Below are 14,427 nucleotides of genomic sequence, written 5' to 3'. Positions count from 1 at the left end.
TTCCTGCGCCGCTATGCTGAAGCGCGCGGTGTGGTGCGGCATGAAGGCCTGGTAATCGATGCTCGTCTCGACGCAGAAATGGGCGATCTCACCGGAGTAACGCTTGCGGATGGCAGGCAGATCGACGCCGATTTCTTCATTGATTGTTCCGGCTTTCGCGGGTTGTTGATTGCTGGCGCGCTGGAAACCGGGTTCGACGATTGGTCGCATTACCTGCCATGCGATCGCGCTATGGCTGTCTCTTGTGCCGGCGGCGGTGACTTTACACCCTATACCAAATCCCTGGCACGCAAAGCCGGATGGCAATGGCGTATTCCCCTGCAGCACCGCATCGGCAATGGTCATGTCTATTCCAGCGCCTTCCTGTCGGACGACGAAGCGGCAGACGTGTTGCTCGCCAATCTGGATGGCGCACAGGACGGCGATCCGCGCCTCATCCCCTTCACCACCGGCATGCGGCGGCAACACTGGAACCGCAATTGCCTGGCACTGGGACTGGCAGCTGGCTTTATGGAACCGCTGGAATCGACCAGCATCCACTTGGTGCAAAGTGCGATCAGCCGGTTTCTGGCATTGCTCCCTGCGGGACCGCCCGAGCAGGCATCGATCGACCATTTCAATGCGCAGGCGCGTTTCGAATGGACCAGAATCCGGGATTTTCTGGTGCTGCATTACCGGGCGAATTGCCGCGAGGGTGAACCCTTCTGGGACGCGATGCGGCACGTCGAAATGCCCGATACGCTGAAAGCAAAAATCGACCAATGGCAGGCCAACGGCTTCATTCACCGCGAGCATGAGGAATTGTTCACTGAGGTCGGCTGGTTCCAGGTGCTGGTGGGGCAGGGCGTGACGGCGCGTGGCTATAATCCGATGGCCGATGGCTTGTCAGAACAGGATCTGTGTCAGTTGCTCGAACAGACCGAAGCGGATCTGATCGACGAGGTGCGGGTGATGCCGCGACATCTGGAGGTCGTTGACGCAATGGTGCAATCGGCAAAGCATCCGGTGGTAGCGGCATGATTCGGTTCGCAGCCATCGCAGCCGCACTTCTCGCCTTGCCATCGGCAAGTTGTGCGCAAGACCACAGGTCGCTTACCTCAACGAAGCCGCAGACCGCAGAGTCGAGCTTCCGTGACCGCCTGCCCGAAGACGAGGTGATCTATTTCGTCCTGCCCGACCGGTTCGCAAACGGCGACAATTCAAACGACCTTGGCGGTTACCCTGCGGACCGCCTGACGAGCGGGTTCGACCCTGAACACAAAGGCTTTTATCACGGCGGCGATCTGGCCGGGCTGACGCAGAAGCTGGACTACATCCAGGGCATGGGCGTCACCGCAGTATGGTTCGCGCCGATCTTCAAGAACAAGCCGGTGCAGGGGCCGAAGGGCGATGAGAGCGCAGGCTATCACGGCTATTGGGTGACCGATTTCACCCAGGTCGATCCGCATTTCGGCACCAATCCGGAATTCAAGGCCTTCGTCGACGCGGCCCATGCCCGCGGGATGAAGGTCTATATGGACATCATCACCAACCACACCGCCGATGTGATCCGTTATCGCGAAGGCGATGCCGCGCAATATGCCTATCGCAGCCTGGCCGAATATCCCTACTCCACGCGCGGCGATGTGAACGGCCCGCCGATCAACCCGGGCTTCCTGGGGCATGAGGTGGATACGCCTGAAAACTGGGCGAAGCTGACCGATCCGGCCTATGCCTATACCCCCTATGTGCCGGAGAGCGAAGAGCAGGTGAAGGTGCCCGCTTGGCTCAACGATCCGGCCTATTACCACAACCGGGGCGACACCTTCTGGGTTGGCGAAAGCGCGGTGCAGGGCGATTTCGTGGGGCTGGACGACCTGTTCACGGAACATCCGCGCGTAATGGCAGGAATGATCGACATCTACGGCAACTGGATCGACCGCTTCGGGATCGACGGATTCCGCATCGACACCGCCAAGCACGTGAATCCCGAATTCTGGGACGCGTTCGTCCCAGCCATGATTCAGCGCGCGGCGGCGGCGGGTATTCCCAATTTCCACATCTTCGGCGAAGTCGCCACGCACGGTGTCGATGCGGCGCTGCTGGCGCGCTGGACGCGGATATCCGCGCTGCCGACCAACCTCGACATGGCCTTCGCGGCGGCGGCGCAAGGCATCGTTTCGGGCACCATGCCGCCAGCGGCCATGGCGCGGATGCTGGAGGATGACCCGCTTTACCAGGGCGGCGCGGCAACCGCGCTTCGCCTGCCGACGTTCCTCGGCAATCATGATTCCGGGCGCTTGTCGATGTTCATAAAGCAGGCCAATCCTGATGCTGACGATGAAGAACTGTTGCAGCGTGTAATGCTCGGCAATGCACTGTTGATGGGTCTGCGGGGCGTGCCGGTTATCTATTACGGTGACGAGCAGGGTTTCGTCTCGGACGGGAACGACAAATTGGCGCGGGAGGACATGCTCCAAAGCCGTGTCGCCGCCTATAACGACAACGATTTGATCGGCAGCGATGCGACGACGGCGCAGGATAATTTCGACACCTCCCATCCGCTATATCAGCAGATCGCCGCGCTGGCCGAACTGCGGTCGGACAATCGCGCGCTCCGCTATGGTGAGACGGCGATACGCGGCTACGACACCGAACCGGGCCTGCTCGCCATCACCCGGCACGATCCGGCGAGCGGACAGCGCGTCCTGCTTGCCTTTAACAGCAGCGCGGCATCGATCACGCGGGCCGTGGCGATCGATTATGCGACACAGGCGATCACCCCGCTGGCGGGTCAATGCCCTGCCGCGATTGCCGCGCCCGGCGCGGCGGTAATTACCCTGCCGCCGTTCGGCTATGCCATCTGCGAACTGACCGGCACGGCAGGAGACTGATCTGGTGGCGAGTGTTGTAACCGACCGAATGGCAAATTCCGCCAGTGTAGCCAAGCCGTGGTGGCGCGGCGCGGCGATCTACAGATCTACCCGCGCAGTTTCATGGATTCCAACGGCGATGGGATCGGCGATCTGCCGGGGATCGCCAGCAAGCTGGACCATGTCGCGCGGCTGGGCGTCGATGCGGTATGGATTTCGCCCTTCTTTGCCAGCCCGATGAAGGATTTCGGTTACGATGTTTCCGATTATTGCGATGTCGATCCGATCTTCGGCACGCTGGCCGATTTCGACAGAGTGGTGGAGCGGGCCCATGCGCTGGGGCTGAAGCTGATCATCGACCAGGTCTATTCGCATACGTCCGACGAACATGGCTGGTTTGCCGAGAGCCGGTCCTCCCGCGATAATCCGAAAGCCGATTGGTATGTCTGGGCCGATGCCAAGGCCGACGGTTCGCCGCCGTCCAACTGGCAGTCCGTATTCGGCGGACCGGCATGGACCTGGGACGCCCGCCGCCGCCAATATTACCTGCACAATTTCCTCAGCAGCCAGCCCCAGCTCAATGTGCACAAGGTCGATGTCCAGGATGCCTTGCTGGATGTGGCCCGGTTCTGGCTCGATCGCGGGGTCGACGGATTCCGCATCGATGCGCTCAATTTCGCGATGCACGATCCGCAACTGCGCGATAACCCCCCGGCGGCGGCGACCAACCGCCCGCGCAGCAGGCCGTTCGATTTCCAGCAGCGGATCCACAACCAGTCGCATCCCGATATTCCCAAATTCATCGAGCGTATCCGGCAGGTTACGGACGCTTACGACGCGGTTTTCACTGTCGCCGAAGTCGGCGGTGACGAGGCCGAGAGGGAAATGAAATCCTTCACCCAGGGGAGCACCCACCTCAATTCCGCGTATGGCTTCAACTTCCTCTATGCCGATCACCTGACCCCGGAACTGGTCTGCGCGGCGCTGGCCGAATGGCCGGACGAGCCCGGCGTCGGCTGGCCCAGCTGGGCGTTCGAGAACCACGATGCGCCGCGCGCGCTGTCGCGGTGGTGCGAGCCGCAGCATTGGGACGCGTTTGTACGCATGAAGATGCTGCTGATGGCGTGTCTGCGCGGCAATATTATTCTTTACCAGGGCGAAGAGCTGGGCCTGACCCAAGTCGATATCCCGTTCGAAAAGCTGCGTGATCCTGAAGCGATCGCAAACTGGCCGCTAACCCTGTCCCGCGATGGCGCTCGCGCGCCCATGCCGTGGACCCACGATCCGGAATCGGGCAGCTTCTCGACCGCGGAACCGTGGCTGCCGCTTGGCGAGGACAATCTGGCCCGCGCGGTGGAAGGGCAAAAGGAAGGCTCGATCCTGGACCACACCCGCGCCATGCTGGCCCTGCGCAACGATCACGCAGCACTGCGCCACGGTGCGGTGACCGGTTGCAAGGCCAGTAGCGGATAGCTGGTGCTGGACCGCAGCGCGCGCGGTGATAATTTGCGCTGTATCGTCAATTTCACCGACCGGACGCATTCGTTAGCGCCCGACATCGCGACCGGACCAATCATCGCCGCAATCAACGGCGCGACGCCTGCAGAATTGCCACCATTTGGAGCCCTGATATGCCGAAACTGACCCTGCTTTTCGCCGCCGCCTCGCTCGTGGTGCTGGCCGGCACCGCCAGCAGCGCGGCGGCCGGTACGATCGCATCGCCGGATGGCCGGATCACCGTGACGATCGAGGCGGATAGCGACGGCGTACCGTTCTACGAAGTTTCACGCGACGGCAAACCGCTGCTGGCGAAATCCAGCCTCGGCTTCACCTTCACCGACGCCAACCCGATGCGCCGCAACTTCGCTATCGAGAGCGAGATCACCGCATCGGTCGATACCAAATGGGAACAGCCCTGGGGCGAACGCCAATGGGTAGCGGACAAGCACAACGAACTGGCGGTAACTTTCCGCGAAACCGGTGACGCGCTGCGCCGGGTGACGCTGCGGATGCGGGTGTTCGATGACGGCGTCGGCTTTCGCTATGAATTCCCTCAGCAGGAAGGCCTGCCAGTCGCCCGGATTGCGGAGGAACTGACCGAATTCAACATTGCCAGCGAAGGCACCGCGTGGTGGATCCCCGGCGGCGACTGGAACCGCTACGAATATCTCTATTCGCAGACCCCGATCCGTGAGGTTTCGATCGCCCATACACCGATCACCCTGCGGCTGGAGGACGGCACGCATATGTCGTTCCACGAAGCGGCGCTGGTCGATTATTCGGGCATGTGGATGCGGCGGATGGACGGCACCCGGTTCCGCGCCATGCTGTCGCCGTCCTCGCGCGGGGCAAAGGTGGTTCGCGAGGGCGCGTTCAACACCCCGTGGCGCGCCATGCGCATCGCCGACAGCGCGGCGGGCCTGGTGGAGAACGATCTCGAGCTTAATCTGAACGAGCCCAACAAGCTGGGCGATGTCAGCTATTTCGAACCGGCGAAATATATCGGTATCTGGTGGGGCATGATCCGGGGCGACTGGAACTGGGCGCAAGGTCCCAATCACGGCGCGACGACCAAGCGGGCGAAAGAATATATCGATTTTGCCGCGGCCAACGGATTCCGCGGTGTGCTGATCGAAGGTTGGAATGTCGGCTGGGACGGAATCTGGTTCGGCAACGGCCGCGATTACAGCTTCACGCAGGCCTACCCCGATTTCGACCTGAAGGAAGTCACCCGCTATGCCGCCGAAAAGGGGGTGCATCTGATCGGGCACCACGAAACCGGCGGCAATATCCAGGTGTACGAACGTCAGCTGGAAGATGCGATGGCGATGAATGCGCGGCTCGGGATCGATGTGGTCAAGACCGGCTATGTCGCCGATGCCGGCGGGATCATTTCCTGCAACGCGGACATCACCGATCCCTGCGGCAAGGAAGTCTTCGAATGGCATGACGGGCAGCGCATGGTGCAGCACCACCTGAAGGTCGTGGAAACGGCCGCCGCGCACAAGATCGCGATCAACCCGCACGAACCGGTCAAGGATACCGGCCTGCGCCGCACCTATCCCAATTGGGTCGCGCGGGAGGGCGCCCGGGGCCAGGAATACAATGCCTGGGGCCGGTTCAATAATGGCCCCGATCATGACCCCACTCTGGTCTATACGCGGATGCTGTCGGGCCCGATGGATTACACCCCCGGCGTGCTCGGGCTGGTCGGATCGGACGGTGTCCCGTTCGCATCGACCAAGGCGAAGCAGCTCGGCCTGTATCTGGCGATCTACTCGCCGATCCAGATGGCGTCCGATTTCATAGAAAGCCTCGCCGCGCATCCGCGCGAGCTGGAATTCATCAAGGCGGTTCCCGCCGACTGGGCCGAAAGCCATCTGATCGCGGGCGAGGTCGGCGATTTTGCCATCTTCGCGCGCAAGGACCGGAACAGCGCGGATTGGTATGTCGGCGGCGTCAATGACGCGACCGAGCGGACGGTGACGCTTGATTTCGATTTCCTCGAGCCTGGTACCAGCTACCGCGCGACGATCTGGAAGGACGGTCCCGGCGCGACCTACGAAACCGAGGCGCGGCACAACATCGCCTATGATACCGCCACGGTGAAACGCGGCGACAAGCTGCCGATGTGGCTGGCACCCGGCGGCGGGCTGGCAATCAGGCTTGTGCCGGTCACACAGTGAGCCAAGCCCCCACCCCACCGAACATCGTCGTGCTTGGTGGCGGCAGCGCGGGGTGGATCACGGCCTGCCTGATGGCCCGGGCGTGGGGCGGGCACCGTGTAACGGTGGTCGAAAGCCCGGCGATCGGGATCATCGGGGTGGGCGAAGGATCGACCCCGCAATTGAAGGCGTTCTTCGACCTGATCGGTATCGCGGAAGCCGACTGGATGCCCGCCTGCGATGCCACTTACAAGCTGGGTATCCGCTTTACCGGGTGGAGCGAACGCCCGGACTACGAAAGCTATTTCCACCCCTTTCCAGGGCCGACCGACCTGCATACCGAACCGGCTTTCCTGCACAATTGCGCACTGGCGCGGCGCGGGTTCGATGTTCCGGCGCATCCCGATGCGTTCTTCCTCGCCAGCCGATTGGCGGCTGAAGGCAAAGGGCCGCAAGCGGGCGAGACATTCCCCTTCGCGCCGAGCTACGGCTATCATTTCGACGCTCATAAGCTGGGCGCGTTCCTGCGGGAACATGCGGCGGCGCAGGGTGTTACGCATCTCGAACGGCGGGTCGCGGAAGTGGAACGCAATAGCGAAGGCGGTGTCGCCGCGTTGCTGTGCGAGGGCGGCGAGCGGATCGGCGGCGAGTTGTTTGTCGACTGTTCCGGATTTGCCGGGGTCATTGCGCAGCAGGCGCTGGGCCAGCGGTTCGTGTCGTTCGCCGATACCTTGTTCAACGATCGCGCTGTGGTCATCCCTACCCAGTGCTGCCCGTCCTACCGCCCGCAGACAGAGGCCATTGCCATGGCGGCGGGCTGGCGGTGGGTGATCCCTCTCACCAGCCGGACCGGCAATGGCTATGTCTATTCATCGCGGCATATCTCTGCCGAAGCTGCCGAGCAGGAACTGCGGGCCGCGCTCGGCCCGTCCGGCAGCGACATCGAGGCGCGGCACCTGCAGATGAAAGTCGGCCGGGTGGAGGAGAGCTGGTCGCACAACTGCCTGTCCGCCGGCCTGGCGCAAGGTTTCCTCGAACCGCTGGAAGCCACTGCGCTGCATATCGTGATTGCCACCGCGCTGGAATTCATCAGCGCGTTCGAAGCGGGCGGCTTCACCAACCAGCACCAGCGCCGTTTCAACACTTCGATTGCGGAACGGATCGACGGAATTCGCGACTACATCACCGCGCACTACCGCCTGAGCCAGCGCAGCGACACGGACTATTGGCGCGAAAATGCCGCGAACCAGAATCTGTCCGACGGCCTCAAATCGATGATGACCGCGTGGTTCACCCATCAGGACATCGCCGCCGCGAACGAACAGGCCTTCCCGATGCGGCCCTATTCCACCGCGAGTTGGCATTGCCTGCTGGCCGGCTATGGCACATTTCCGGCACCGGAAAAGATGCAGGCCCCGCCCGCGAACCTGCGCGCATCCGATCTGGCCGAGGTGGAGCGTATTCTGACGGCTAGCGCCCTGAACTTCACCGCGGCGGGGGTACTTGCATAGGGCAGACCCGGAATTACCGCGAAGAGGGCGTCCCAGATTAGAGCTTTGCCGCTTCCCGGGACCCACCGAAACCGAAGCCTGTTCGCCCTATCGCCGCGGCCCTTCGGGGTGAAGATAGGTTCGGTCGAATGAGGCCACTTTGGCGAGGGCGGGATAGTTCTCGATCACGACCTTGCGGCCATGCGTCCGTAATGCGCCGCTGTGGCGCAACTGCTGGATGCTGCGGTTGGTGTGCACCGCGCTCAGCCCGACCGCGTCGGCGAGGTCGGCCTGGGTAACCGGGAGAACAAATTCCTTGCCGTCGCTTTGTCCGATCGATTCCAGACGCGCGCTGATTTCCAGCAGCAGGTGGGCCACTCGTTCCACCGCCGTTCGCTGTCCGACGTTCAATGTCCATTCGCGGAAGATCGACGCATCGACCTGGGTATCGAACCAGAAGGCACGGGCCCATTCGGGATATTTCTCAGCCAGGTCGAGAATATCCTCACAATCGATCCTGACGGCCTTGGTCGGCGTGTGGGTCCTGATACCGGTGTCCGCGACGGTCAGAATGGCCGCCTGAAGATCGACCATGTCGCCGGCGTAGTGAAAGGAATTGATCTGGCGCCGGCCATTCTTGAGCGACTTGTAGCGGCTGACCACCCCCTCCACGATGAGACAGCACCGGTCGGGACGTTCGCCTTCGTTCAGGATACTTTGGTAGGTCCCGTAGCTTTCAAGTTGGACTGGCAAAGCCAGAAAGGCAGCGCGCGCCTCGTCGGAAAGCGGGCGTCGACGCTCGATCTTTTCGACATAGGGCAACAGAGATGATGCATTAACGGACATGATTACTCCCCAGCGGGGAGCGCTATCGTGTCTCTCAGCCACCGGTTCGCAGTTACTGCCCGATGATTCGCCGAGAATAAACTAACCGAGATTAAAAGTAAACTTGTGTTAATAACTTAGCTAAAAAAATTGGGCGAAGAATTGGCCGTCGGAGTTTGGCAGCTAGAAACCGATTTTTTGGCGGCTCGCACAAATAGATACTGGCGATTGCTCCCACTGAATTGCGGCGGAGCGAAACGATGCGTGTCCGCCAAACCGGAAAACCGTCGCGATTGCGACTGGAGAAGACACCGCGGAACCGGAGGTCACCTCAAACGACACCAAGGGTTCGTGCCAGATAACTCGAGGCCGGACCTTCCTTCGACACCCGACCGGCGAAAGACCGCTTGCGGCGACCGACCATCTTCTGGGGCGGCTCTGACGGTGTGATCGTCCAAACTCCATTCTCGTCACGCATCAAGTCGCAAAGCGGGCGGCCATCGAACCATAGTTCCCCGGGCCGCGCGGGCGCTTCACTTTCGAGAAGGATAAACGCTTCGTGGCCATCGTCCGATTCGAAATCGATGGTTTTGGCCGCGTTTTTGCGATCGACGGGGAACTGCAACTGGTACGCCTTGCGCGCTCTGTGTGCGGCCAGGGTGTCTCGTTTGATGGTGTGGATTGTCAAAGGCCTCCTCCTTCCCCCCGAAAAATGAACCGGGTTGAAGAGTCGCGCAACCACATAAGTTAAGTGGCGCAGCCATCGACGAATAATAGTTCAGATCGGGCCTGCATTAGCCCTGGGTGTCAAACGAACCAAATAGTTCCCTCAGATCCTCCACAATTCGTCGAACAGGTCAGCGAACGCTATCGGCTGCACTTTCAACACTCGCGCCAAGCCATGCCTCTTCCAGCGCCCCGATTGCGGCGACCAAATCGGCATCTTCATTGCGGCACACGGCCTCGCGCGTCCGGGTTGTCGCAATGTCAGGCGGCACCGGCTGATCGCGGTAGTCGCGGCCATCGGGGCCCCAGTTTCCGTGGACCGGCAGGGTGACACGCCAGCCGCTGGGCAATTCGAACCCTTCCGAACTTAACAGGGCACCTGCCGTGTTGCGCCCGATCAGAATTGCCGAGGTCTGATCCTTGGCACCCCAGGCGATTCCTTCCGCTGCGCTGCCGGTTTCCGGACCGATGAGGATGGTGACCGGGTTGTGGTAGCGACGCTCGCCCAGATCCTCGATCATCAGCATCACCGCGCCGTTGCCTTCGCCTACGGCATCGAAGACTGCCTCCGTCGTGTAGACACGATATGCGCGGTGGATGTCGGCAAGATCAGCCGCTTCGACCGGGCCGTCGAGCGTTTCGAGAAACGGCCTGGACAGTAACGCCACGCCGGGCCCGGGGCCGGTGAAATAGCCCAGCAGGCGCAGCGCCGAAGCGTTGCCGCCGCTGTTGTTGCGCAGATCGATAATCAGGCCGTCCGTCTTCCCGGCCGTTTCCATGGCGGCATCGATCAGCTCGGCAGCGTCATCGCTGAAACGATCCGCGCGGATGTAGCCGACCGACCGGCCGTCACCGCGCCGCAGAACGCTCCAGGAAATTGTGCGCTGCCGCGGCGGCCAATAGGCGGATTCGCGGGGGACGCTCAGGGTTTCGGTGGTTGCATCGCATCGCTCGACTTCAAGCACCGCAGGCTCTTGCCGCGGCCCCCGGATTGCGGAGGGATTGAGTATCCGGTCGCCGATTCTCAAACCCGCGCCCCGCGCAGCGGACGCGGGATCGATGTCGACGATCACCGGACTGCCGTCGATCATCTCCCATAGCGCGCCCAATCCCATGGTCGGGCGATTTTCTCCGGGGAGATGGACCACGACATGGGATACGCCCAATTCCTCCAGCATCGTTTGCCCCAGGCGCTGGAATTCGGCGTCCGTAGTCACCCCGTCCAGCTGGCTGCGATAACGGGCCGCGATCTCCGCCCAGTCACGCCCGCCGAAATGGGGATCGTAAAACTTCTCCCGAACCGTGCGGTCCAGTTCGTTGAAGACAGTCTCGTACTCGTTTGCAGACGCCGGTGCACTGGCCAGAGCGAACACGCATAGTGCAGCGGAAGTAATGGCTTTTTTCATTCGCGATCCTCGCGACGTTGCATGCGAATTTATGTCTCTGGAATCGATTTCCGGCAACGCAAATGACGCTCAATTCGGAGCAAGCGCGACTTCGATTGGTTCGAATTCCTTACTCGCTGGCATCGTCCAAAGCCTCGAAGAAAAGCAAACCGCCGATCCCGGCAGCAATGACCACGCCTCCCGCGATCAGAGCCCAATCCGGCAATCCGCCCTCGTCGTCATCCTGCCCGGCCTGAGCCGCGCGGTTCTTTTTGCCGCCGATATCCTGCCCTGCAGCCGACAGCGAGAACCGGTGTCCCGAACGGTGGCCGAATTCCAGCCCTTCACCGAAATTGATGTCTGGCGCTGACTGATTGACACGGTGATGCAGCGTCGGCGCGATCGTCAGGCCGGCCCGCACTTTCGGCTGATTCCGATTTCCACCGAGCGAAATCCTGAGTCGGGCACCGGCGAATGCGCCCGTTTCATAGTGCCCCGCCCCGGCAACTTCCCGCGCCCGGATGGCGTGATCAACATTGTCGGTGTTGGCCTCGGAAACCATGACCGGACCGAAATCCCGCACCGGAAGATCCTCTGCCATTGCCGGGGACACGCCCGCGAAGGTCTGCGTCAAAACCAGAACGGCGATCATCGGCTTACTCAGTGCATTTCGTAAAGCCATGCAAAAACTACCTTTTATATTTATATTTCAATGAAGCAGACAGAATTGGTGCCGTCCGCCGTTCGGGTCAGGGGTGGAAAATCTTCCTGTCTTCAGTTTGTGCCCACAGTCAAGGGCCGCGAGCCTGAGCTCAGACCAGCTTCTTCCTCAACTGGTTTCTGGAAGGCGTCATGGCAATATACAGCAGGACTGTAACGGCAAGCGACATGATCAATCCGGAGGCATTCACCCCCAGAAGAGTCAGTTCAGTTCCGTCGGTGTGTCTCATCGAGCCCCCATAGAACCCGGCGAGAGCGAATGCGGCCAAAAATCCCGCTGGCGGGACCATGCCCAGACCGGCGGCAGTGCGGATCTTTCCCCGGCTCCAGGCCAGCCAGAGTACGATTCCGGCAAGCGCGCTGTTGGTCAGCAATTGCCACACCTCGTGCAGCCTGGCGTGGCTGGGCCACAGGGGGTTGAAGACATGCGTATTGTTCAATTCCAGAACTGGAACCAACACTCCGTAAACCGCGACGCAGGCAGTCAAAACGATTTTCTTGGCAGTCTGGTTTTTCATCATAGGTGCGACCCGAGGGCTCTTTTGTGATGTGTCATTTTTTATTATGTTGACGGTGCCAATTTACATTCAATGTTGTCAGTGTCAATATAGAAAAATGGCGCAGAGAAAACGAAATGGTTATCATCACGGCTCACTAAAGGAATCCTTGATATCGCAGGCACTCGCGCTGCTCGACGAGGCCGGACCCGATGCCGTCACCATCCGTGCAGTCGCCCGGCGTGCGCATGTTTCCCACGCCGCGCCGGCGAATCACTTCCCTGATCGCACCGCCTTGCTCACGGCGCTGGCAACCGATCTGTTCCAGATGTTCGAACAGGACGTGGAGCAGGCGCTTGCTGTGGCAAAACCTTCTTATCGCGCGCGGACCTATATGGAGGCACTTCTGAATTTCGGGCTCGACCATCCCCATCGCTATGCCTTGATGTGGCGCCGTGATCTTCTGGACTGGAATGATCTGGCACTGAATACGCGTATGGAGTCGCTATACGCTGGCTTCGTACATGAGGTGGCGATCCTGCCGAAGCAGGCCGGCCGCGACCCGCACACCCTCGCGATTGCCTTGTGGTCGATGGTCCATGGCTACATCGCGCTGCGGTTGAGCGGGGTCTTCGAAGACCGCCGCGACGAAGTTTCAGGGGATGCCCGGACGACAGCGATGCTGGATTTGTTGCTGGCGAGTTGACCCCGCGGCCAGCTATTGCCCGGACAACCGATCAATAGACGCTTGAAAGGTGGTGAGCCCTGCTGGGTTCGAACCAGCGACCTACTGATTAAAAGTCAGTTGCTCTACCGACTGAGCTAAGGGCCCGCGCACGGGGGTGTCTCGGGCCGCTCACCTAGGGGTGGGGCGCGGGCGGGTCAAGCGGGTATGGAGCTGTTTTATCGTCAGGCCGGAAACCGGATCCCGCCAGTCAGCGGCGATGACAACCGCAGGACCCAGCACAAAGTCACGGCCGCGGCAGGCGACGTGGGGGATGACCAGGCCCGCCGAGGCGAAGCCGCCGCCGCTCCACAGAATGATGTCGAGGTCCAGCACCCGCGCGCGCCAACGCTGGCCAGAGCCGGTCCGGCCGAAATCGCGCTCGATCCGCTTGAGGCGCTCCAGCACCGCCTCGGGCGGCAGATCACTGGCGAGGATTGCCGCGGCGTTGGCATAGCGGCGCTGCGACGGACCGAGCGGCGCGCTGGAAATTACCGGTGATGACCTGACCACGCCGAAACCCGTTCGGCCCAAAGCGCCCAGCGCAGCCGCCAGCACTTTGCGCGGGTCGCCGTGGCGCTTGTGCCGGACGTTGGAACCCAGCGCGATCAGATATTCCCCGCTCAGATGTCCTCGCAAATCCGCCCGTAGAGCTGCGGGCGGCGGTCACGGAAGAATCCCATTCCGGCGCGGTGCTTGGCCGCGAGCGTCAAGTCCAGCGTTGCCACCAGCACACCGTCCTCCTCGCCGCCGAATTCCGCCACCAGATCACCCCATTCGTTAGTGATGAAACTGTGGCCGTAGAAACTCTGCTCGCCTTCCCCCCCGATCCGGTTCGCGGCGATGACCGGCATACAGTTGGACACGGCATGCCCCTGCATGGCGCGGCGCCACAGGTGGCTGGTGTCGAACTCCGCATCATAGGGTTCGGACCCAATGGCGGTGGGATAGAACAGCAATTCGGCGCCCATCAGCGCCATGATCCGCGCGCATTCGGGGTACCATTGGTCCCAACAGATGCCCACGCCGATGGTTGTGCCGAAGACGTTCCACACCTTGAACCCGTCGTTGCCGGGGCGGAAATAGTATTTTTCCTCGTACCCCGGCCCATCGGGAATATGGCTTTTGCGGTATGTGCCCATCACCTCGCCGTCAGGGCCGATCATGGCGAGCGCGTTGTAATAATGGTGCCCGTCGCGCTCGAAGAAGCTGGTCGGGATGGCCACGCCCAGCTTTTTCGCCAGTTTGCGCATCGCGATTACCGAGGGATGCTCCGCCACCGGCCGCGCGAGGGCAAACAGGGCCTCGTCCTCGACCTGACAGAAATAGGGGCCGGAGAACAATTCGGGCGGCAGGATTATCTGCGCGCCTTCCCCGGCCGCCGTCTCTACCAACTGAGCGGCGGCGTCGATATTTTCGGCTTCGTCTGCGGAGCCGAGTGCAAGCTGGAGGGCGGCGACGGTGATCTCTGTCATGGCGCCGCCCCTTAGCCCTATTTTGCCTTGCGGAAAAGCAGGGTCATCCGGTCGCTTTCACCCTTGTT

12 protein-coding genes, 1 tRNA gene and 1 pseudogene are annotated in these 14,427 nt (G+C 61.6%); 6 read left to right on the top strand and 8 right to left on the bottom strand.

The window, feature by feature from the left end:
• From U0988_RS03580 to U0988_RS03560, 5 genes and pseudogenes are all read left to right on the top strand, one after another.
• The coding region (locus U0988_RS03580) for a tryptophan halogenase family protein (protein ID WP_322291272.1) at positions 1-1,020 on the top strand (1,020 nt) is incomplete at its 5' end.
• Positions 1,017-2,873 carry an alpha-amylase family glycosyl hydrolase gene (locus tag U0988_RS03575; RefSeq protein WP_322291271.1) on the top strand — a complete coding sequence of 619 codons (1,857 nt, stop codon included), beginning with the start codon at positions 1,017-1,019 and terminating at the stop codon, positions 2,871-2,873. The genes U0988_RS03580 and U0988_RS03575, both read left to right, overlap by 4 nt.
• 28 nt (positions 2,874-2,901) lie before the next feature.
• Positions 2,902-4,496 (top strand): annotated as a pseudogene (locus tag U0988_RS03570) (alpha-amylase family glycosyl hydrolase).
• Positions 4,484-6,538 carry a glycoside hydrolase family 97 protein gene (locus tag U0988_RS03565; RefSeq protein ID WP_322291270.1) on the top strand — a complete coding sequence of 685 codons (2,055 nt, stop codon included), beginning with the start codon at positions 4,484-4,486 and terminating at the stop codon, positions 6,536-6,538. Before U0988_RS03570 ends, U0988_RS03565 begins: the two are co-directional and overlap by 13 nt.
• Complete coding sequence (locus tag U0988_RS03560; RefSeq protein ID WP_322291269.1) at positions 6,535-8,028, top strand: tryptophan halogenase family protein; 1,494 nt, start codon at positions 6,535-6,537, stop codon at positions 8,026-8,028. Before U0988_RS03565 ends, U0988_RS03560 begins: the two co-directional genes overlap by 4 nt.
• A gap of 87 nt (positions 8,029-8,115) precedes the next feature.
• Here the strand turns inward: U0988_RS03560 and U0988_RS03555 are convergent, their stop codons facing one another.
• The 5 genes from U0988_RS03555 to U0988_RS03535 form a co-directional block, all read right to left on the bottom strand.
• Complete coding sequence (locus U0988_RS03555) at positions 8,116-8,853, bottom strand: Crp/Fnr family transcriptional regulator (protein ID WP_322291268.1); 738 nt, start codon at positions 8,851-8,853, stop codon at positions 8,116-8,118.
• 310 nt (positions 8,854-9,163) lie between these two features.
• Positions 9,164-9,520 carry a hypothetical protein gene (locus U0988_RS03550; protein WP_322291267.1) on the bottom strand — a complete coding sequence of 119 codons (357 nt, stop codon included), beginning with the start codon at positions 9,518-9,520 and terminating at the stop codon, positions 9,164-9,166.
• Between the two features lie 169 nt (positions 9,521-9,689).
• Positions 9,690-10,964: a S41 family peptidase gene (locus U0988_RS03545; RefSeq protein ID WP_322291266.1), complete on the bottom strand. Its 1,275-nt coding sequence runs from the start codon at positions 10,962-10,964 to the stop codon at positions 9,690-9,692.
• Positions 10,965-11,073: 109 nt separating this feature from the next.
• The gene (locus tag U0988_RS03540; RefSeq protein WP_322291265.1) at positions 11,074-11,625 is read right to left on the bottom strand and encodes a hypothetical protein; all 552 of its coding nucleotides are present in this window, start codon (positions 11,623-11,625) and stop codon (positions 11,074-11,076) included.
• Between the two features lie 130 nt (positions 11,626-11,755).
• A complete protein-coding gene (locus U0988_RS03535; RefSeq protein ID WP_322291264.1) occupies positions 11,756-12,181 on the bottom strand; it encodes a hypothetical protein in 426 nt (141 codons plus the stop codon).
• 97 nt (positions 12,182-12,278) lie between these two features.
• On the opposite strand from U0988_RS03535, the gene U0988_RS03530 reads away from it, so the two are divergent.
• A complete protein-coding gene (locus tag U0988_RS03530; RefSeq protein ID WP_322291263.1) occupies positions 12,279-12,866 on the top strand; it encodes a TetR/AcrR family transcriptional regulator in 588 nt (195 codons plus the stop codon).
• Between the two features lie 50 nt (positions 12,867-12,916).
• On the opposite strand, the gene U0988_RS03525 is transcribed toward U0988_RS03530, so the two are convergent.
• The 3 genes from U0988_RS03525 to aguB all read right to left on the bottom strand — a co-directional run bounded on the left by U0988_RS03525 (position 12,917) and on the right by aguB (position 14,359).
• Positions 12,917-12,992, bottom strand: a tRNA-Lys gene (locus tag U0988_RS03525).
• A 24-nt stretch (positions 12,993-13,016) separates the two neighbouring features.
• A complete protein-coding gene (gene folK / locus U0988_RS03520) occupies positions 13,017-13,523 on the bottom strand; it encodes a 2-amino-4-hydroxy-6-hydroxymethyldihydropteridine diphosphokinase (RefSeq protein WP_322291262.1) in 507 nt (168 codons plus the stop codon).
• Positions 13,508-14,359, bottom strand: a complete 852-nt coding sequence (aguB, locus tag U0988_RS03515) for an N-carbamoylputrescine amidase (protein WP_322291261.1) — start codon at positions 14,357-14,359, stop codon at positions 13,508-13,510. Before aguB ends, folK begins: the two co-directional genes overlap by 16 nt.
• Positions 14,360-14,427 lie beyond the last annotated feature (68 nt).

The sequence above is a fragment of the Allopontixanthobacter sp. genome, from assembly GCF_034376665.1.
Taxonomy (GTDB): Bacteria; Pseudomonadota; Alphaproteobacteria; order Sphingomonadales; family Sphingomonadaceae; genus Allopontixanthobacter.
This window is presented reverse-complemented; position numbering and strand designations above follow the sequence as displayed.

Bases quoted from the DNA above. Each gene is read 5' to 3' on its own strand.
- U0988_RS03575 (WP_322291271.1), top strand. From the start codon at position 1,017: ATGATTCGGTTCGCAGCCATCGCAGCCGCACTTCTCGCCTTGCCATCG.
- U0988_RS03565 (WP_322291270.1), top strand. From the start codon at position 4,484: ATGCCGAAACTGACCCTGCTTTTCGCCGCCGCCTCGCTCGTGGTGCTG.
- U0988_RS03555 (WP_322291268.1), bottom strand. From the start codon at position 8,853: ATGTCCGTTAATGCATCATCTCTGTTGCCCTATGTCGAAAAGATCGAG.
- U0988_RS03545 (WP_322291266.1), bottom strand. From the start codon at position 10,964: ATGAAAAAAGCCATTACTTCCGCTGCACTATGCGTGTTCGCTCTGGCC.
- U0988_RS03540 (WP_322291265.1), bottom strand. From the start codon at position 11,625: ATGGCTTTACGAAATGCACTGAGTAAGCCGATGATCGCCGTTCTGGTT.
- U0988_RS03535 (WP_322291264.1), bottom strand. From the start codon at position 12,181: ATGAAAAACCAGACTGCCAAGAAAATCGTTTTGACTGCCTGCGTCGCG.
- U0988_RS03530 (WP_322291263.1), top strand. From the start codon at position 12,279: ATGGCGCAGAGAAAACGAAATGGTTATCATCACGGCTCACTAAAGGAA.
- aguB (WP_322291261.1), bottom strand. From the start codon at position 14,359: ATGACAGAGATCACCGTCGCCGCCCTCCAGCTTGCACTCGGCTCCGCA.